Below are 19,254 nucleotides of genomic sequence, written 5' to 3' on the forward strand. Positions count from 1 at the left end.
GGACAGAGGTAAATGGCTTCTTGGACAATTCGGATAAAATTGGACCTATCTCTGTTTTTGTAGTCCATTAGAGCCTGATAGAACCGTCAACAATTTGCGCATATGTCTCCTGGTCAACTGCGACATAGGCGCCGGACTTCGGCTCCATCACGTACAGCGGATCGGCGATCGCACGGGGATCAAATCCCTCGCGCGCAAGCTGGCTCTTCTTCTGCTTGAAAGTCTCGGTCGCATCGAGCTCGGTCGAGATACGGATGAAGACCGGACGGGCGTAATGAGGCAGGCGCGCGGCGAGATGACCCGCGAGCGCGGTGAGATCAAAGCCCTCGTTGACCACGATCGTGCTCATGCCGGCGCGGCCGTCGGTGCCGGGAATGCCGACGCCGTAGGTCGTTGCGTCGACCACGCCGGTGCAATCACGCACGGCGTCGTTGACCTCCGACGTCGCGACGTTCTCGCCTTTCCAGCGGAAGGTGTCGCCGATGCGGTCGACGAAGTGGAAAAAGCCCTTGTCGTCGAGCTGCATCAGGTCGCCGGTGCGGAACCAGGCATCGCCGTGAACGAAGACGTCGCGCAAAATCTTCTTCTCTGTCTCGCCGGCGTCGGTATAGCCCTCGAAACGGCCTCCGCCTTCATCGGCAGTGCCGATGCGGCCGATGGCTTCGCCGGCCTCGCCGCGTGCGCAGGCAATGCAAAGGCCGTCGGCATTGCGCAAGGGCATGCCGGCATCAGGATCGAGCTTGACGATCGTCGCCGGAAAACGATGCGCGAGCAGCGGCGGGATACGACCGATCGCGCCCGGCCTGCCCTCGACGTTGAACAGCGAGAAATTGCCCTCGGTCGCCGCATAGAATTCGAGGATGCGGGGAGGCGCAAAGCGCGCCTGGAAATCCTCCCAGATGTCGCCGCGCAGGCCGTTGCCGCAGACGAGCCGCAGGCGATGACGATTTTCGTATTCCGACGGCGGCGCCTTCAGGAGATAGCGGCAGAGTTCGCCGATATACTGGAACAGCGTGCAGTCATGCCGGACGATGTCGGGCCAGAAATTCGTCGCCGAGAATTTGTCCACGATCACCACCGAGCCGCCGGCGGCAAGCATGCTGCAGGGCGCGACGATTCCGCCGACGGAATGAAACAGCGGCAGGCAGTCGTAGAGCCGGTCCTGTGGCGTGGCACCGGTGAGACCAGCGAACCAAAAGCCCCAGTTGAGGATGCGGCGATGGCTGATGCTGGCGGCCTTCGGCAGGCCCGTCGTGCCGGAAGTGTAGATCAGTAGCGCGCGGTCATTGATGGTCACGTCGCCGTGCTCGTCCGGCGCGAGCGGGCCGTCATCGAGCGCGGCCAGCGCCACATCGATGGAGCGCTCGCTGCGCGCATCGCCATGGGTCCAGATCTTCGCAGCCGAAGTCAGGTGCGGCGTGGCATCGGCAAGCGCCTCGATGAGATCATGCGCGACGATGAGGTGGGACGGTTTTGCGACATCGATGCAATGCGCGAGCGACTGCCCGACCAGCTTGGTGTTGATCAGCGCGACGACGGCGCCGATGCGACTGATACCGAGCCAGGCGGCGACATAGTCGACGCCATTCGGCATGATCATACCGACAGTGTCGCCCTTCACAAGACCGACCGAGCGCGCCCAGCGCGCGTAGCGGTTGATGCGTTTTGCGAGCTGATCGTAACTGATCGTTTCGTCGTCCGTGACGAGCGCCGCGCGATCCGGCTGACGCCTCGCCCAATCCTCGACGACATCGGCGAACAGCCGGCCCGGCAGCGTCTCGATGCGCGCGGTGAGCTCGATCGCCTTCAGCCAGATTTTCGAGGCCGAGGGCGTGCGCGTCGATGTCGCCTGCTCGATGACGCCGGTGTTCATGTTGTTGATGTCTTTCGGCTGGCCACTCGTCTGTCACGGTAGCTATAGACCGCGAGCCCCTGACCAGGCGTTAAGAGACAAGGTAAAACGCGGTTAGTCCGCGATTAACTCTAGTCATTCCTTTACCAAGCCGACGGGAACGATGTACTGCCGTGGCGTACACCCACGCGCAACGCGGCTTGCGTCCGCAGCATCCACACCCGCAATCCCTAGCGGCTTGCCCTCGCCTCTCCTGCGCGCGCATTGTCTTGCGCCATGGGCAACAAATCTCGCGAGCGAATCTACGGCGCATCCGTTCGCGCGGCGGCGGAACGGGCGGCAGCGGCACGGAAAGAGGCCGACCGCCTGGCCTGCGAGGCCTGGAACAAGCGGATGCTGTCCTTTCAGGGGCCGGCGCAGCCGTCGCCGACGCTGGGCGACGCGCTGAACGCCGGCTACCGCTATCTCGAGGTGAAGTGCCTCGGCTGCGAGACGCACCAGACCGTCGCGCTCGATATCATCAGGCGCAAGAAGTCGACGCCGATCCACGAGCTGGAACGTTACATGCGCTGCCGGCAATGCTCGGAGCTGTCAGGGTTTCCCTACAAGCGCAGCCATCTCGTGGCGCTGCGCACCACGAGGATCTCCGTGCGCGATCCGCGCTCGGAATGGTGGCCTGGCGAGCGCTGACGGGCAAGCGCTGGCGCGCTAGTCGACCCGCTTGGGACGACGCCGCGGCTGTGGCTGATCGTAGTTGTAGTAGGGATTGACATCGCATGACGCGGACAGGCCTGAGGCCGTGGCGCGGCACTGCTCCAGCGACGTGAACGAGCAGTCGAACCAGTCGCTGCCACCACTGCGCATCCCTCCCGTGTAGACGTGCATGCACACCGGATAGCGCGGGTCGTAGCGCTGGGCGCTGGCAGGCGTCGCAGCCTGGAGCGCGGCGATGGCGATGATGGTCAGGAGCGGTATGCGCATCGGAAATTCCTCGAATCGGCAGCGACGGCGGGCGTCGCACGGTTCCGATATGGCATAACGCGGCGGCGGAGGCGACCGCTCCGCAACATACCTCTCCCGCTTGCGACGCACGTTCGAAAGAGGAGGCGAGCTGACGTCTTTTGACCTGCAGAAAGCGCATATCTGCGGGCCACCCCCGTTCGACAAAGGTCGCAATCATCCCCCGCAGGATTCCGTTCGCAAGCCGGCGCGAAGGGACTAATCTTGCTGTCACAACGCCGGCCCCGAACCGCCGATGGCTCAGGGCAATCAACAAGCTTTAGGCTGAAGGAAACGCACATTCGCGCTCGGGCTCTCGGGCGCGACTCCGCTTTTTGCGAGGAGAAGATGCGCTGGCCAGTCGATGGTTTCAGGGCATGCAAGAGAGCTTCTCGTCTCTGTTCATCCGTTACCCGATCGGCACCTCGCTGCTGATGGCGGGTATCCTGTTCGTCGGCCTCGTGGCCTATCCGCTGCTGCCGGTTGCACCGCTGCCGCAGGTCGACTTTCCGACCATCCAGCTTTCCGCATCACTCCCCGGCGGCAGCCCGGAAACGATGGCCTCCTCGGTGGCGCAGCCGCTCGAGCGGCAGCTCGCGCAGATCCCCGGCATCGCGCAGATGACATCGACGAGCTCGCTCGGTTCGGCCTCGATCACCATCCAGTTCGATCTCAACCGCCAGATCGACGCCGCCGCCAACGACGTTCAGGCCGCGATCAACGCGGCGAGCGGCCAATTGCCGAAAAACCTGCCCTCACCCCCTACCTATCGCAAGGTCAACCCGGCGGATTCGCCGATCATGATCCTGTCGGCAACGTCGGACACGCTGCCGCTGACCACAGTCAGCGACCGCACCGACGCCCAGCTTGCCCAGCAGATCAGCCAGATCTCCGGGGTTGCGCAGGTCTTCGTCGGCGGACAGCAGAAACCGTCGGTGCGCATCCAGGTCGATCCGGCAAAGCTCGTCGCCAAGGGCCTGTCGCTGGAGGACGTGCGCAGCCAGATCGCGATCACCACCACCGACAGTCCGAAGGGAAACATCGACGGCACGCGGCGCGCCTACACCATCTACGCCAACGACCAGCTGCTCGAAGCCGCGGCATGGCAGGACGTCATCATCGCCTATCGCAATGGCGCTCCCTTGCGCGTCCGCGACATCGGCGAGGCGATGGCCGGCCCCGAGGACATGAAGACCGCGGCGTGGGCCGACGGCAAGCGGGGCGTATTCCTCGTCATCTTCAAGCAGCCCGGCGCCAATGTCATCGACACCATCGACCGCATCAAGGCGCAACTGCCGCGGCTGGTGGCGGCGATCCCGCCGGCGATCGCCATCAAGATCATCAGCGATCGCACCATCACGATCCGCGACGCGGTCGAGGACGTGCAGATCACGCTCCTGATCACCATTGCGCTGGTGGTGATGGTGATCTTTCTCTTCCTGCGCAGCTTCTGGGCCACGATCATCCCGACCGTGACCGTTCCGCTGGCACTGCTAGGCGCCTGCTCGCTGATGTGGGTGTTCGGCTATTCGCTGGACAACCTCTCCCTGATGGCGCTGACGATCGCGGTCGGGTTCGTGGTCGATGATGCGATCGTGATGCTCGAGAACATCACCCGCTACGTCGAGCATGGCGAGCGACCGCTTGCCGCGGCTTACAAGGGGGCGGCGGAGATCGGCTTCACCATCGTCTCGATCAGCATCTCGCTGATCGCCGTGCTGATTCCCCTGCTGCTCATGGGCGGGATCATCGGCCGGCTGTTCCGCGAGTTCGCCGTGACGCTGGCCATGGCGATCTTCGTCTCGCTGGTGGTCTCGCTGACGCTGACGCCAATGATGGCCTCGCGCTTCCTGCGCGCCGGTCACGAGGCGCGGCATGGCCGCGCCTATCAGTGGAGCGAGCGGATGTTCGAGCGCCTGCTCGGCACCTATGAGCGCGGGCTCGACATCGCGCTCAAACACAGCTTCATCACGCTCTGCATCTTCTTTGCAACCATCGCGTTGTCGGTCTACCTCTTCATCCTGATCCCGAAGGGATTCTTCCCGCAGCAGGACAACGGCTTCCTGACTGCAGTCTCCGAGATGCCGCAGGACATCTCGTTTACGGAGATGAAGCGGCGCCAGGAGGAGCTCAACGCGATCGTGCAGGCCGATCCCGCCGTCGATTCGATCGCGATGTTCATCGGCGGCGGCGGCACCGCGCTGAATTCCGGGCGCATGTACATCACCTTGAAGCCACGGGAAGAGCGTGACGTCAGCGCGCAGCAGATCATCGCGCGATTGCGGCCGAAGCTCGCGGAGGTCGAGGGCGCCCGCCTCTATATGCAGGCCTCGCAGGACGTCCGCCTCGGCGGCCGCGCCACGCGCACCCAGTTCGAGTTCACGCTCCAGGACGCCAATCTCGCCGAGCTGAACGCATGGGCGCCAAAGATCCTGGAGGCGATGAAGACGCTGCCGCAGCTTCGCGATGTCGCGACCGACCAGCAAACCGAAGGCACGACGCTTCAACTCACCATCAACCGCGACGCCGCCGCACGCTACGGCATCCAGCCGCAGCTGATCGACGATACGCTCTATGATGCCTTCGGCCAGCGCCAGGTCACGCAGTATTTCACCCAGACCAACAGCTATCACGTGATCCTCGAGATCACCCCGGAGCTCCAGGGCAAGCTAAATACGCTCGACAAGCTCTACATCCGGTCGCCGCTGACGGGCGAGCAGGTGCCGCTTTCGGTCTTCTGCAGCTGGACCAATGTGCCGGTGCGGCCGCTCGCGATCGCGCATCAGGGCCAATTTCCGGCGGTGACGATCAGCTTCAACCTCGCCGAGGACGTGGCACTCGGGCAGGCGACCGACGCGGTCTCGCAAACCGTCAGCGAGATGCGCGCGCCGCCGACGCTGGCAACGAGCTTCCAGGGCACTGCCCAGGCATTCCAGCAATCGCTCGGCACCGTGCCGCTGCTGATCCTCGCCGCGCTCGTCGTGGTCTACCTGATCCTGGGCGTGCTCTACGAGAGCTACATCCACCCCCTCACCATTCTCTCAACGCTGCCTTCCGCCGGCGTCGGCGCGATCGCCATCCTGATGATCTTCGGCTTCGACTTCAGCCTGATCGCCTTGATCGGCATCATTCTCCTGATCGGCATCGTCAAGAAGAACGGCATCATGATGGTGGATTTCGCGATCGTCGCCGAACGCGAGCAGCATCTGTCGCCGGAGCAGTCGATCCGCCAGGCCGCGCTGCTGCGCTTTCGTCCCATCATGATGACGACGATGGCGGCGCTGCTCGGCGGCGTGCCCTTGATGCTCGGAACCGGCACCGGCGCGGAGATCCGCCAGCCGCTTGGCTATGCCATGGTCGGCGGCCTCCTGGTCAGCCAGGCCCTCACGCTGTTCACGACACCGGTCGTCTATCTCTATCTCGACCGCTTCTCCAATCTGCTCTCGCGCTGGATGGCAAAGAAGCCGAAACCGCAGGCAGAGGCCGCGCGCGACGAGCGGAAGGACGCGGCGGAGTGAGCGACGACGCCACAGTCTCCGTCATTGCGAGCGCAGCGAAGCAATCCAGGACCGTCTCCGCGGAGCAAATCTGGATTGCTTCGTCGCGGAGCCTGTCATCCGGCCCGCCGAAGGCAGGACCGGGTGGCTCCTCGCAATGACGAGCCTTGGGGAACAGCGCGTTCCGCCTATCCACCCAACCCTTTTAGTACCAGGCGGTTCAGCCTGGCGGCGAAGGCGGACGGGTCTTCCGGCAATTCGCCATCGAGGATCTGAGCCTGCTCCAGCAGCAGCAGGCAGAGATCATCGACTACCGTAGAGCCGGCCGGCGCCCTGGTGATTGCGGTGACCAGGGGATGGCGCAGATTGACCTCGAGGATTGGCCTGGAGCGCTCGCCGCGGTTCTGCTGCGCGAGAAGGCGCTCTAGCTCGCGGCTTGGACCATGGCTATCGGCGACGAGGCAGGATGCGGAGCTCGTGAGACGCGTCGAGGCCTTCACGTCGCTGACGCGCTCGTTGAGGGAGCCCTTGATCAGCGCGATGGTGGCGGCTTCATCAGCCGCTGGCTCGTCCTTCGACTCGTCGTCGACGCGGGGGATCAGGTCGAGGTTGAGATCGCCCTGGCCCAGCGACTTCAGCGGCTTGCCGTCGAACGACATCGGCATCGAGGTCCAGAAGGCATCGACGGGATCGGTGAGCAGCAGCACCTCGATGCCGCGCGCAGCCGCCGCCTCCAGACGTGGACTGGACTTCAGCCGCTCGATGCTGTCGCCGACGAGGTAATAGATTTCGGTCTGGTTCGGCTTGAAGTTGGCGACGACGTCCTTCAGCGAGCGCTTCTCGTCCGAGGTCGTCGTGAAACGCGACAGCGCCAAGAGCTTCTCGCGGCGCTCGAAGTCCTCGTAGATACCCTCCTTCAACACCGCGCCAAAAGCGTCCCAGATCTTCGCAAAATTCTCCGCGTCTTTTTCGGCGAGGCTTTCGAGCTCAGAGACGACGCGGGTGGCGACCGCTTTGCGGATCTGTGTGAGCTGCGGGTTGTTCTGCAGCATCTCGCGGGAAATGTTGAGCGGCAGGTCCTCGCTGTCGACGACGCCGCGGATGAAGCGCAAGTACCCCGGCAACAGATCGGCATCGTCGGTGATGAAGACGCGCCGGACATAAAGCTTGACCCTTCCCTTGCGCGACGGCTCGAACAGGTCGAACGGCTTCGTCGACGGGGCGAACAGGAGCACGGCATAGGAATAACGGCCCTCGGCGCGATAATGCAGCGTCATCGCGGGATCATCGAAGGCGGTAGCGATCTGCTGATAGGCCTTCTTGTAGTCGTCGGCCGAAAGTTCCGATTTCGAGCGCTGCCACAGCGCGCTCGCCGAATTGATCTGCCGCGGCTCGCCTTCTGCCGGCACCAGCTCGATGGGAAAGAGGATGTTGTCGGAATAGGCGGAGACGACGCGCTGGATCTCGTAGTCTTCCAGATATTTCTTCGCATCCTCCTTCAAGTGCAGCACGATCTCGGTGCCACGGCTCACGCGCGCGGCGTCTTCGTCGCTCGCGCGCGCGATCTCGAAACCGGAGCCGCCCGACGAGGTCCAGGTCCAGACGTCGCTCTCGCCGGCCCTACGGCTGATGACGAGGATCCTGTCCGCAACCATGAAGGCGGAATAGAAACCGACGCCGAACTGGCCGATCAGCCCGAGGCCGTCCTTGGCCTCCTTCAGCTTCGCCACGAAAGCCTTGGTGCCCGAGCGGGCGATGGTGCCGAGATGGTCGATCAGCTCCTGCCGCTCCATGCCGATGCCGTTGTCGGCGATGGTCAGCGTGCCGGCCTGCTTGTTGGGGACGATGCGGATCTTGGGCGCGTCGCCATCGCCGAGCAACGCCGGGGTCGCGATCGCCTCGTAGCGGAGCTTGTCGCAGGCATCCGACGCGTTCGAAATCAGCTCGCGCAGGAAGATGTCGGTCTCGGAGTAGACGGAGTGCACCATCAGGTGCAGGAGCTCGGACACCTCGGCCTGGAAAGGCTGCGAATGCACAGCCGTATCTGACGTCGTCATGCGTTTATCCGATCGAAACTGGATGAGGAAACCCGGGATATAGCGCACGGGCGCGGCAGATCAAGAGGTTGTGATGAGCATTCTTCTCCCGCTCTTGTGCAGGGCCATCGCAATGACGTTGCGAACGGCCCCTCCACGTCGTCATGGCCGGGCTTGTCCCGGCCATCCACGGCCTTTCCCGCAGCACGAAGTACGTGGATGCCCGGGACAAGCCCGGGCATGACGAGCTTGTGGCGCCGGCATGCCGAACCCACGCGTTTCGCAAATGCGACAGCCCTGCCTTCTTCCGAGAGAGGGGAAAGACAGTCCCCGTTCACGGAATCGCTACTCGGATCGTGCGATGGTTATCGTTAAAAGCGTCGCCCCTGATTCCCATTTCTTTTGCAATGAAACCGTCCATTAAGGCGACTCTCGCCGCACATAGCCACGATGCCAGGCTTTATCTCACGCTCGGGATTGCCAACTGGTCGATCTTCCTCGACCACGTGCCGAACAACGTCGTCAATCTGCTGACCTTGCGCAATTTCGGCTTCAGCGGGGCCGCCGACCTGTTCGTGTTCGTGGTGGGCTATGGCGTCACCATCATCCACGGCAAGATGGCGCTGGAGCGTGGCTTCGTGGTCGCGGCAACCCGTATCTTCGGTCGCGTCTGGCGGCTCTATGCGGCCTACGTCGTGCTGTTCGTGATCTATATCGACGCCATCGCGTACGTCGCCTCGCAATCGACCGCGCCGGAGATCATCCACGAGTACAACATCTCCGGGATTCTCGAACATCCCCTTCGCATCCTGGTGCGCGGGCTGGTGCTCCAGGAAGAGCCGCTCAACCTCGACCTGCTGCAATTGATGATCCCGCTGATGGCGTTCTTTCCGCTGGCGCTGTGGGGCCTGTTCCGGCATCCAAACCTGACGCTACTCGCATCGATCGCGGTGTACTTCGCGGCGAGGTATTTCGGCTGGACGTTCCGGATCTCTCCGGACAGCGAATGGACCTTCAATCCGTTCTGCTGGCAGATGCTGATGGTGCTGGGCGGTTGGTTCGCGGTGACCGGCGCGCCTGCCCGGGCGCTGCACGGCATGTCCTGGCTGCGCGCGCTCGCGGGCGCCTATCTCGTGTTCGCGATGGCGGTCACCCTGGCGCGGCATTCACCGGCGCTTTCCGCCTATCTGCCGGATGCCGTGCTCGGCATCTTCACCCCCGACAAGGAAAACCTCGCGCCGCATCGCGTGCTGCATTTCCTCGCGCTTGCCTTCCTCGCCACGTATCTGGTGCCGGCCGATCATCCGGCCTTGCTGTGGAAATCACTGCAACCGGTGATCCGGAGCGGTGAGGAATGGCTCGCGGTGTTCTGCGTCAGCGTGTTCCTGTCCTTCGCCGCGCACTTGATCCTGATCACGGGACCCAATCTCGTGGCGATGCAGATCCTGGTCAGCCTTTCGGGCCTCGCGGCCATCGCGGCCGTGGCCTACTACATCTCCTGGTCCAGGCGGCAGGACCTGCCCGCCGCCTTGCGGCAGCGGGCCTAGAGCATGATCCGGAAAAGTGTGGAGCGCTTCTCGGAAAGATCTGCTCAAACAACAACGGTCAGGCGATCGCGGCGAGATAGCGCGCAACGGACGCGTCGAACGCCGCCTTGGCACCGTCTGCGATGTTACGGCCCCACCAGGCGCCGTAGATGCGATCGAAGGCGAGCGGCGCGACGGTTTCCGCAATCCGCCGTACCGCAGCCGCGTTCAGCGGCGTGTAGTTCGGATATGAATACATGAAGCTGACGAAGCGGCGGTCCATCGTCACCTGCGCGATGTCGCCGGTGAGCAGCGCACCCTTGCCGTCCACGCCGCGCGTCCAGTGCAGCATGGTGGCGCCGGCAAAATGGCCACCGCTGCGCAACAGGGTGATGCCGTCCGAGAGCCGGCGACTGTCGCCGGTCCAGTGTTCGATTGCGCGATGTGGCCGCGTCACCCATTGGCGATCGTCGGCATGGAGATAAACGGGCGCGCTGAAGGCTTCGCTCCAGTCGGCAAGCGCGCCATAGAAATGCGGATGCGAGATCGCGATCGCCTTCAACCCGCCGAGCGATCTGACATGCTCGATCGCCTCGCGGGTCGCCAGCGGAACGCAGTCCCACATCACGAAAGCACCGCCGTCCGGAATGAGCAGCGCCCGCTGGCCGATGGCAAAGCTCGGCTCGAGCGCAAGACCGGTGAGGCCGCGATCATCCCGCCACGCCACGCGGCAGCGCTCGGTGAGGGTCTCGCGGGACAGAAACGTCTGCCCCTTCCAGTTCACGAATTGCCGTTCGTCCTCGCAGATTGGACAAGATTCCGGCAGCTTCTCGTTCGACGGGAATTGCGCGCCGCAGGTCTCGCAGGTCCAGAGTGGCATGGCGTACTCCAGGAAGGACATCGATCAACAATGATCAAGATGTGACGGCCGGACCGCTCCTCCGCAAGAGCGGCTGGAACCAATGGGATCACCATCCGTTACGTTTTGGTCCACGCAAGATCAAGGCAACCCGCCAGCACCGGTTTCGGTTGAGGCCACGCTTGACGTATCGATGACATCGCGGTCCCCCTCCTCGCCTCGTCTCTGGCCCCTCTTCGCGCTCAATTTCTTCATGGCCGACATGCAGTCGGGCATCGGGCCGTTCGTCGGCGTGTTCCTCCAGGAGCGCGGCTGGGCGAGCGGGTTGATCGGCACCGCCATGACCATCGGCAACGTCGCGGGCATGCTGATCACGACGCCGATCGGCGGCTTCATCGACGCCAGCCGCAACAAGCGCTTGTGGGTGGTGATCCCCGGCGTCTGCGTCGTTCTCGCCTCCGTAATCATCCTGATCTCGCAGAACTTCTGGGCGGTGACGTTCTCGCAAGTGGCGCAGTCGCTGGCGAGCGCCGCGATCGTGCCGGCGGTGACCGGCATCACGCTCGGCATCGCCAAGCAGAAGGGCTTCAATGCGCTGAACGGCCGCAACCAGGCATTCAACCACGCCGGCAACATGGTCGGCGCGGCGCTGTCGGGCTACCTCGGCTACAGATACGGCTATGTCTCGGTGTTCATGCTGGCCGCGGCATTCGGCGCCATCGCGATCGCCTGCGTGCTGATGATCCCGGCGAAATCGATCGACGACCGCGTCGCACGCGGCAGCAAGGAGGACGACTCCAAAGCTCCGCCGGATGCGATGAAGATGCTGCTGAGGCACAAGCCGCTGCTGGTGCTGGCACTGGCGCTCGCCATCTTCCATCTCGGCAACGCCGCGATCGTGCCACTTTACGGGCTCGCGGCGGTCGCCGAGGGCCAGGCCAACGGGCCGAGCTTCGTCGCCACGACGGTAGTAGTTGCGCAAGGCGTGATGGTCGCGACGTCTCTGATCGCCATGAAGGTCGCGAGCAAGCGCAATTACTGGCCGGTGATCCTGGTCTCCTTCATGTTCCTGCCGATCCGCGGCGTGCTCGCCTACTTCCTCACGGGATGGTGGGGCGTGGTACCGGTGCAGGTGCTCGACGGCATCGGCACGGGATTGCAGACGGTCGCCGTGCCCGGCGTGGTCGCGCGCTCGCTCAACGGTACCGGCCGCATCAATCTCGGCCAGGGCGCCGTCATCACCGTGCAGGGCGTCGGGGCAAGCCTCAGCCCCGCGCTCGGCGGCTGGATCGCAGAATGGATCGGCTACGGCCCGACCTTCCTGCTGCTCGGTGGCTTCGGGCTGGCCTCGACGGTGCTGTGGCTCGCCTTCGGCGCGGCGATGAAGAAGTATTGAGCTCTCACGTCCCGAAATTCTTCTGGATCGCCTTGTCGAGCGTGTCGCTGCCGACGAAGCGCTGGCGCAGTTCGCGCTTGAGCAGCTTGCCGCTCGGATTCTTCGGCAGGCTGTCGACGAACACCACGCGCTTGGGCACCTTGAAATGCGCCATCTGCCCCGCACAATGCTTGATGACGCTCTCCTCGTCCAGCGTCTCGCCGGACTTGACCACGATGATCGCGGTGACCGCCTCGATCCAGCGCGGATCGGGCAGCCCGACCACCGCGACCTCCGACACCGCGGGAATGCGGTAGACCATCTCCTCGACCTCGCGGCTCGCGACGTTCTCGCCGCCGGTCTTGATCATGTCCTTCACGCGGTCGACAACAGTGATGTAGCCCTCGGCATCGACGGTGGCGAGATCGCCGGAATGAAACCAACCGCCGGAAAATGCCGCTGCGGTCTTCGCCGGGTCGTTGTAATAGCCGGACAGAAGATGCGGCGAACGGTGCACGATCTCGCCGACCTCACCGACCCCGACGTCCTCCATCGCCGTGTTGACCACGCGCGTCTCGACGTTGATCGTCGGCTTGCCGGCCGAGCCGGCCTTGCGGAGCTGGTCCTCGGGCTGGAGCACGGTGGCGAGCGGCGCGATCTCGGTCTGCCCGTAGAAATTCCAGAATTTGACGTTCGGCAGGCGACGCTGCAATTCGAGCAGCACCTCCACCGGCATGATCGAGGCGCCGTAATACCCCTTTTGCAGGCTGGACAGATCGGTCTTGTCGAAATGGGGCGAGCGCAGCATCGCGATCCAGATCGTCGGCGGCGCGAAGAAGGCGGTGATCCGGTGAGACGCGATCAGCGCCAGGATGTTGTCGGCGGTGGGCTTGCCCGTGATCACGCCGGACGCACCGAGATAGATTTGCGGCCCCAGGAACACGTCGAGCTGGGCGCAATGGTAGAGCGGCAGCGCGTGCAGCACGTTGTCATGCGCACTCATGCCGCCGTCGATGATGCAGCTCACATACTGCCACATCACCGCTTCATGGGTCAGCATCGCGCCCTTGGGCAGCGATTCCGTGCCGCTGGTGTAGATGATCTGGGCGAGGTCGCGGGCATCGACGGATGCCTCGAAGAACGAACCGTCGGAATGCAGGAGATCGCCGAAATTGGTGAGCCCTACGGGCGGCGACGCCGGATCCTCGCCAGGCAGCCAGATCAGCTTCTCCACCGCGCAGTCCTTGGCGCTTGCGGCGCGCGCGGGCTCGACGAAATCGGGACCGGTCGCCAGCACCTTCGCACCGGAATTCTTCAGGATGAAATTGATCTCGTCCGGATTGAGCATGAAGTTGATCGGGACCAGCACCGCGCCGACCCGCGCCACGGCAAAGCGCAGCGCTGCGAACGCGTGGGAATTGCGCGAAAGCACCGCCAGACGATCGCCCTTGCGGACGCCGAGGTCATCGAGGCCGCGCGCCAGGCGATTGCAGATCCTGTCGAGCTCGGCAAAGGTCCACTTCACGCTGCCGCAGGAAACAGCGGGCTTGTTCGGTTCGCGGGCTGCCGAGCGGCGCAGGAGATCGCCGATCGAATGCTCGCGGGCCTTCGAGATGGTGGCCGAGATATCGGTCATGCTGGCTTCCCCCGTCGTGTTTTTCGTTTGGCGTTGAGGGAAGCTATAATTTCAACGGCGTTGCCGGTCAATTTGAGTGGACCTGCGCGCAACGAGCATTGCGGGGCCATCCTGACGCCTTAACGCAAGTCATTCTCGTGTGCTTGCTCGTGGGCTTTTGTCGCGCCTCCACGGCAGGCTCAGAGCTTGTGCCCCTTTTGCCGCAGCGCCTCGGTCAGGCGCTGCTTCAATTCGTCGGCGGCCTTGCGGCTGACATCCTGGGCGATCTGCGCGCTCGCCTGCGTCAGCGCGTCCGATTTCTCCAGCAGCTTCCGCCCCGCCGGCTGGGCGTAGAAGGCCTCGATCTGGCGCAGCTCGTCCACCGTGAAGGTGGCGGCATAGACCGCTGCGATCTGCTCGATCATCTGGTCGACGAACGGCGCGTAGATATCCGAGCTCGTCGCCGTCATGGCGTCGAAGTCGCGCTCGATCTCGGGCCTGTCCTGGGCCAGGACGGGGCGCAGCTTGAGCAGGAGCTGCGGCAGCAGCGCGCGATATTGCTCCGCCGTCTTCATGGTGATCACGAGCTTGCGCGCCGCGCTCATCGCCTCGGGCGACGGCGCCTGCGCGGCTGCGGTGCAGGTGAGGAACAGCAAGGTGCCCGCGATCGTCAACCAGCCTCTCGACATGAACCTCTCCATGAGAATTCGCCAAAATTCGAGCGCCGCAATCGCCTCTCAGCTGCCGGCACCGGCCGCGACGACAGGGGCTGTCTTGTCGCGATCGGGCACCGGCTCGGGCTCCTCTTCCTCCTCGAGCACGTCCACGAACAGGTCCGGAATTTGTTTCGCCCGGTCGAACAGCCACGCAACGACGATCATGACCGCAATGCCGGCGAAGGAGACAGCGAGTTGCTCCCACGTGCCCTTGGTATATTGGGTCAGGATCCAGTGTGCGGAGAACGACAGGAACACGCCGAGACAGAAGATCGGCAGCGAGTGCTGCCCGCACAGGATGACCGGGCGCAGCCATTTGGTGTGAAGCGCCTTCCAGTGGCGCGGCACGAGCTGCGTCACCCAGACCGCCAGCGCCAGGAAGTGCGTGAAGCGCAGCATGTCGAGGTCGGTCTTGTCGATCGGGTAGATCGCCTTGATCATCCACTTGGGGATCAACGCCTCGAGGGTATGAACGTGCCAGGTCATCACGATCAGGAACGCAAAGGCGATCCAGGCGGCCGCTAGTCCCATCACAGGCTTCGACCATACCCATTTCGCGATCTGGTCCACCGCGCCGGAGCCGCACCAGGCCGCGAACACGAACATCAGCTGCCAGCAGAACGGATTGAAGTACCAGGTCGTGCCGGGCGGATAGGACGCGACATTCCAGTCGAACCAGCGCGACAGCACGTAGAGCACTGCGGATGCAGCCAGCGTGAGGTTCGGGCGCCGCACCAGGCACCACACGATGAAGGGCGAGGCGAACACCAGCGTGATGTAGAGCGGCAGGACGTCGAGATTGACCGGCTTGTATTTCAGCAGGATCGCCTGGCCGATCAGCTCGTCCGGATGCGCCAGGAAATTGAACACGTTGAACTCGTGCTCATACATCGGGTTGTCGAACCGCCGCGCGGTGCGCGCGATCTGGGCCGTGAACAGCAGGAACAGCATGATGTGGGCGACATACAGTTCGGCCGTGCGCTTCCACAGACGCTTGAGTGCGGCGAGGAAGAAGCCGCCCCGCACGATCGGCGCGTAGATCCAGCCGACGAGATAGCCGGAGATGAAGACGAAGAACTCGGCGGCGTCGCTGAATCCGTAGTTGCGCAAGGTCAGCCACGACACGACGTCGTGCGGGATGTGATCGAGGAAGATCATCCACAAGCCGATGCCGCGGAAGAGATCGAGTCGCAGATCGCGCTCGATCGGCGACAAGAGAGCTGCCGAATCTCGGTTGATCATGGCTCCGCCCCGTTTTTCCAAGGACAGTCTCGCGGCAGATGAGCCGCCCCAATCAATCAATGCTGAAATTGACGCGGCTACGCCACCTAACCCGGTGGCTAGCGGCAAGGGTAGCGGACATCGGCTCCGCGGAAAAGAAGCTTTGTCGCGCCGACGGGCGTCGGGATCCGCCGGCCGGACTTTCCCAGAACGGCGCAATCTGATCTGCTTCCGCCTCGATTCTTGGGGGGAGACTGCGATGAACGTCGCCATCATCTGCACCGCCTTGCTCGGCCTGCTGCTGTTCGGCCTCGGGCTTTACGTTTCGATCCTGCGCGGCAGGTTCAGGCGGAGCATCGGCCATGACCTCGGCCCCACCGACCCCATTCACCGCGCGGTGCGGGCGCATGCCAACACGGCCGAATACGCGCCGTTCTTCGCGGCGATGTTTCTCTGGTTCGCAACGCGCCCGGCCCCAGGCTGGATCATCGTGACGATCGTGGTGGCGACGATCGCGCGCTTTTCCCTTGCCGCCGGGCTGCTGTGGGGCAAGTCGCTCAACCGGCCCAATCCGGCGCGCTTTGCCGGCGCATTGTTCACCTATCTCTGCGGGCTGGCGCTGGCGGTCGGACTGGTGGTCGCGTGAGACACCCTCGCCTCATGGACCTTTTACGACGCACGGCGATCTCTGGAACAATCGCGCTCGTCGTGCTGATGCAGGTGCTGGAGGCTCGCGCCGACCCCGCCTTCGACGCGTGGCGCGCGCAGCTATGGCAGGACGCCAAGGCACGCGGCGTGAAGCAGGCGGTGTTCGACCGCGCGACCGATGTCCAGCTCGATCTTGGCCTGCCGGATCTCGTCATCCCCGGCCGCCCCGTGAAGGAGCAGGCCGAATTCGTAAAGCTGCCGGCGGACTATTTGCCCCGGCAACAGCTCACAGGGCTGGCCAGGACCGGCGCGCGGCATTTCCAAACCTACCGCGACCTGCTCGCGCGCATCGAGGCCGCCTACGGCGTCCCCGGCAACGTCGTCATCGCGATCTGGGGCCGCGAGACCGATTACGGAACTGAAGTACAGCGCCATCCCGTGTTCCAGGCGCTGGTGACGCAGGCCTATCTCGGCCGCCGCAAGGACCTGTTCCGGACCGAGCTCCTGATCGCGCTCGACCTGGTCCAGCAGGGCACCATCAGCCTGGACGCGAAGGGCTCCTATACGGGGGCGATGGGCCAGACACAGTTCGAGCCCTCGGACTTCCCAAAATTCGCGGCCGATGGCGACGGCGACGGCAAGATCGATCTCGAGCGCTCCATCCCCGACGCGCTCGCCTCGGGCGCCAAGCAGCTTCGCGACTATGGCTGGCAGCGCGGCAAGCGATGGGGGTTCGAGGTTCGTCTGCCGCCGACCGTGAGCTGTGTGGAGAGCTCGCCCGACATCAAGCGGCCGCTCGAAGCCTGGCTGAAGCTCGGCGTCACGCCGGTGAGCGATGCCGGCACCGCCACCGGCATGCTGCAGGACCAGGCGCAACTGGTCATGCCTGCTGGCGTTTACGGCCCGGCCTTCCTCGTCTTCGCCAACTTCCAGGCGATCCGCAGCTACAACCAATCCGACGTCTATGCGCTGTTCGTCGGGCATCTCGCCGACCTCATCGCCGGCGGCGCCCCGTTCGAAAAGCCCTGGGCCAAGCTCAAGCCGCTGCGCAACAGCGAGGTCGCGGCGATCCAGACCCAGCTCGCCAAGGGCGGCTATTATTCCGATGCGATCGATGGCCGGCTTGGTACTGTCACAAGGCGGGCAATCGGACAGTACCAGCAGCGCGCGGGCCTGACCGTCGATTGCTGGCCGTCGCAGGAGCTGCTCGCCAGCCTGCGCGGAGCGCCGGCGCCGGGTGGGGCGAGACCGGGGCAAAACTAAAATGTCGAAAACAACCCCATGCAAAGTAGAACGGCTGATGGCGCGACGCATTGCTGATTTTACGAAATTGATTGACGCATCGGGCAAATCAGGGGTATTGTTGTATCATCGCACCTAGACCGAGTGGACGCTCCTTGCCGCTTCGTGGCGAAAGCCAGCGCCATGAAACATCGCCGCCCTGGACTCATTAAGGCGCAGCCATAGCCTGATTGACGCGAGTTGAACGAAGGCAAGGTAGTTGGCAGCAAGCCTGTCATAGCGCGTCGCCACCCGACGACATGTTTGATCCTGTTGCAACGCTTCCGGCTCGGCCCCGGTTCGGCGCTTACGAGCAGAAGCGGACATCAACCTGCCGACAATCCCTGATGAATCCCGTCGAAAATGACCCATCTGCGACATCAGCGCGCATATTGCTCCAATGCACAATACCCGTAGGATTTTGAAGCCTATGTTAGGCTGTCGCTCGGCCTTGAGGGCGACGAAATGCGACGGCGCGATTTCATGACGCTTGTCGGCGGTGCGGTGGCGGCGTTGCCGCTCTCAGCGCAGGCCCAGAAAGCGGGACGGACCTATCGCCTGGGTTGCTTGTCTCCGCATCCTCGCGACATACCCTTTAACGTACGTTTTTTCGACAAACTACGGCGCGCCGGTTTCATTGAAGGCCAAAACCTCACGATTGATTACCTCGCCTTTGCACCTCATATCGATCTGATTTCGCAACATGTGGCGAAGCTGGTCATAGCCCAACCGGATGTCATCTATGCTGCTGGACCCGAGGCAGTTAACGCCGTACAGCAGGCAACCAAGAGCATTCCCATCGTTGGGATCACAGGCGATATGGTCGGGGAGGGATTGGTGAAATCGTTCGCCCGGCCCAATGGCAATATCACGGGGATCAGCATTTTTGCCCCTGAGCTTGACGGCGTGCGGCAAGACATCCTGATCGAAGCCATGCCTGGAATTCGCCGCATGGCGGCTCTCGCCGATCCCAGCAACCCAACTGAGGCGATGGCTCGCACTCTGCAAGATGCGGCGCGCGCAAAAAACGTCGAGCTTTCAATCTATCGCATCACCAGAGCTGAGGAGATCGCAGCGACTATCGACAAGGCACGCACATCGGGGGCTTCGGCGCTGAATATTCTTAATTCCGGGATGCTCGACGGCAATACTCCGCTGATTATAGAACGAGTTGCAGCACTGCGCCTTCCAACCATCTATATGTGGGCCAGCTGGGCCGAGAACGGTGGCTTTATCGGCTACGGCCCATCCGAGGATCACTTAGCAGACCTTACTGCCCGATTTGCGGCGAGCCTTTTGCGCGGCACGATGCCTGCCGATCTGCCGGTCGAACAGCCGACGAAATTCGAACTGGTGATCAACCTCAAGACCGCTAAGGCGATGGGTGTGACGGTTCCCGAGGTCTTGTTGGCGCGCGCTGACAAGTTGATGGAGTGAGAAGGTGCTGTTTGCTGCATTGCATGAGTCTGCACATGTGAAGGATTTCGGATGCCGGCCGCTTGAGGGACGGCGCGGCGTATTCGGCGGCCGGCGTCCGAAAGCCTCCAAGGGCGAGCGGTTTAGATGCTATGGGCCGAGCGGCGAGGCCATGGCACCATCGTCGCGGCAACAAAGCGATGGAGCGCCCCA

Annotated in this window: 15 protein-coding genes; 8 read left to right on the forward strand and 7 right to left on the reverse strand. The window is 63.5% G+C overall.

Annotated elements, in window-relative coordinates; all coding sequences use genetic code 11:
* Positions 1 to 67: 67 nt before the first annotated feature.
* Entirely contained in the window at positions 68 to 1,882 is a 1,815-nt protein-coding gene (locus SO180_RS24660; RefSeq protein WP_449381450.1) for a long-chain-acyl-CoA synthetase, read from the reverse strand.
* 246 nt (positions 1,883 to 2,128) lie between these two features.
* Here SO180_RS24660 and SO180_RS24665 point away from each other — a divergent pair, with 246 nt between their 5' ends.
* Positions 2,129 to 2,542, forward strand: a complete 414-nt coding sequence (locus tag SO180_RS24665) for a hypothetical protein (RefSeq protein WP_449381435.1) — start codon at positions 2,129 to 2,131, stop codon at positions 2,540 to 2,542.
* Between the two features lie 18 nt (positions 2,543 to 2,560).
* Here SO180_RS24665 and SO180_RS24670 read toward each other — a convergent pair whose 3' ends face one another.
* A complete protein-coding gene (locus SO180_RS24670) occupies positions 2,561 to 2,833 on the reverse strand; it encodes a DUF3551 domain-containing protein (protein WP_449381436.1) in 273 nt (90 codons plus the stop codon).
* A 395-nt stretch (positions 2,834 to 3,228) separates the two neighbouring features.
* On the opposite strand from SO180_RS24670, the gene SO180_RS24675 reads away from it, so the two are divergent.
* Complete coding sequence (locus SO180_RS24675; RefSeq protein ID WP_449381437.1) at positions 3,229 to 6,369, forward strand: multidrug efflux RND transporter permease subunit; 3,141 nt, start codon at positions 3,229 to 3,231, stop codon at positions 6,367 to 6,369.
* Between the two features lie 167 nt (positions 6,370 to 6,536).
* Here SO180_RS24675 and htpG read toward each other — a convergent pair whose 3' ends face one another.
* The gene (htpG, locus tag SO180_RS24680; RefSeq protein ID WP_449381438.1) at positions 6,537 to 8,405 is read right to left on the reverse strand and encodes a molecular chaperone HtpG; all 1,869 of its coding nucleotides are present in this window, start codon (positions 8,403 to 8,405) and stop codon (positions 6,537 to 6,539) included.
* A gap of 386 nt (positions 8,406 to 8,791) precedes the next feature.
* Here htpG and SO180_RS24685 point away from each other — a divergent pair, with 386 nt between their 5' ends.
* Entirely contained in the window at positions 8,792 to 9,931 is a 1,140-nt protein-coding gene (locus SO180_RS24685) for an OpgC domain-containing protein (RefSeq protein WP_449381439.1), read from the forward strand.
* 58 nt (positions 9,932 to 9,989) lie between these two features.
* Here the strand turns inward: SO180_RS24685 and SO180_RS24690 are convergent, their stop codons facing one another.
* On the reverse strand, positions 9,990 to 10,790 hold the full coding sequence (locus SO180_RS24690) for an MBL fold metallo-hydrolase (protein WP_449381440.1): 801 nt from the start codon (positions 10,788 to 10,790) through the stop codon (positions 9,990 to 9,992).
* Positions 10,791 to 10,962: 172 nt separating this feature from the next.
* Between SO180_RS24690 and SO180_RS24695 the strand changes: the two genes are divergently transcribed.
* Positions 10,963 to 12,165, forward strand: coding sequence for an MFS transporter (locus SO180_RS24695; protein WP_449381441.1), 1,203 nt, complete (start codon positions 10,963 to 10,965; stop codon positions 12,163 to 12,165).
* 4 nt (positions 12,166 to 12,169) lie between these two features.
* Here the strand turns inward: SO180_RS24695 and SO180_RS24700 are convergent, their stop codons facing one another.
* From SO180_RS24700 to SO180_RS24710, 3 genes are all read right to left on the reverse strand, one after another.
* Entirely contained in the window at positions 12,170 to 13,780 is a 1,611-nt protein-coding gene (locus SO180_RS24700) for an acyl-CoA synthetase (RefSeq protein WP_449381442.1), read from the reverse strand.
* A 179-nt stretch (positions 13,781 to 13,959) separates the two neighbouring features.
* Complete coding sequence (locus SO180_RS24705) at positions 13,960 to 14,448, reverse strand: DUF2059 domain-containing protein (protein WP_449381443.1); 489 nt, start codon at positions 14,446 to 14,448, stop codon at positions 13,960 to 13,962.
* 48 nt (positions 14,449 to 14,496) lie between these two features.
* Positions 14,497 to 15,717: an OpgC domain-containing protein gene (locus SO180_RS24710; protein WP_449381444.1), complete on the reverse strand. Its 1,221-nt coding sequence runs from the start codon at positions 15,715 to 15,717 to the stop codon at positions 14,497 to 14,499.
* A gap of 238 nt (positions 15,718 to 15,955) precedes the next feature.
* On the opposite strand from SO180_RS24710, the gene SO180_RS24715 reads away from it, so the two are divergent.
* From SO180_RS24715 to SO180_RS24730, 4 genes are all read left to right on the forward strand, one after another.
* A complete protein-coding gene (locus SO180_RS24715) occupies positions 15,956 to 16,342 on the forward strand; it encodes an MAPEG family protein (protein WP_449381445.1) in 387 nt (128 codons plus the stop codon).
* Positions 16,343 to 16,356: 14 nt separating this feature from the next.
* On the forward strand, positions 16,357 to 17,607 hold the full coding sequence (locus SO180_RS24720) for a lytic murein transglycosylase (protein WP_449381446.1): 1,251 nt from the start codon (positions 16,357 to 16,359) through the stop codon (positions 17,605 to 17,607).
* A gap of 501 nt (positions 17,608 to 18,108) precedes the next feature.
* Positions 18,109 to 19,062 carry an ABC transporter substrate-binding protein gene (locus tag SO180_RS24725; RefSeq protein ID WP_449381447.1) on the forward strand — a complete coding sequence of 318 codons (954 nt, stop codon included), beginning with the start codon at positions 18,109 to 18,111 and terminating at the stop codon, positions 19,060 to 19,062.
* A 4-nt stretch (positions 19,063 to 19,066) separates the two neighbouring features.
* On the forward strand, positions 19,067 to 19,254 hold a 188-nt coding region (locus SO180_RS24730; RefSeq protein ID WP_449381448.1), incomplete at its 3' end, for a hypothetical protein.

It is taken from the genome of Bradyrhizobium sp. UFLA05-112, assembly GCF_053572325.1.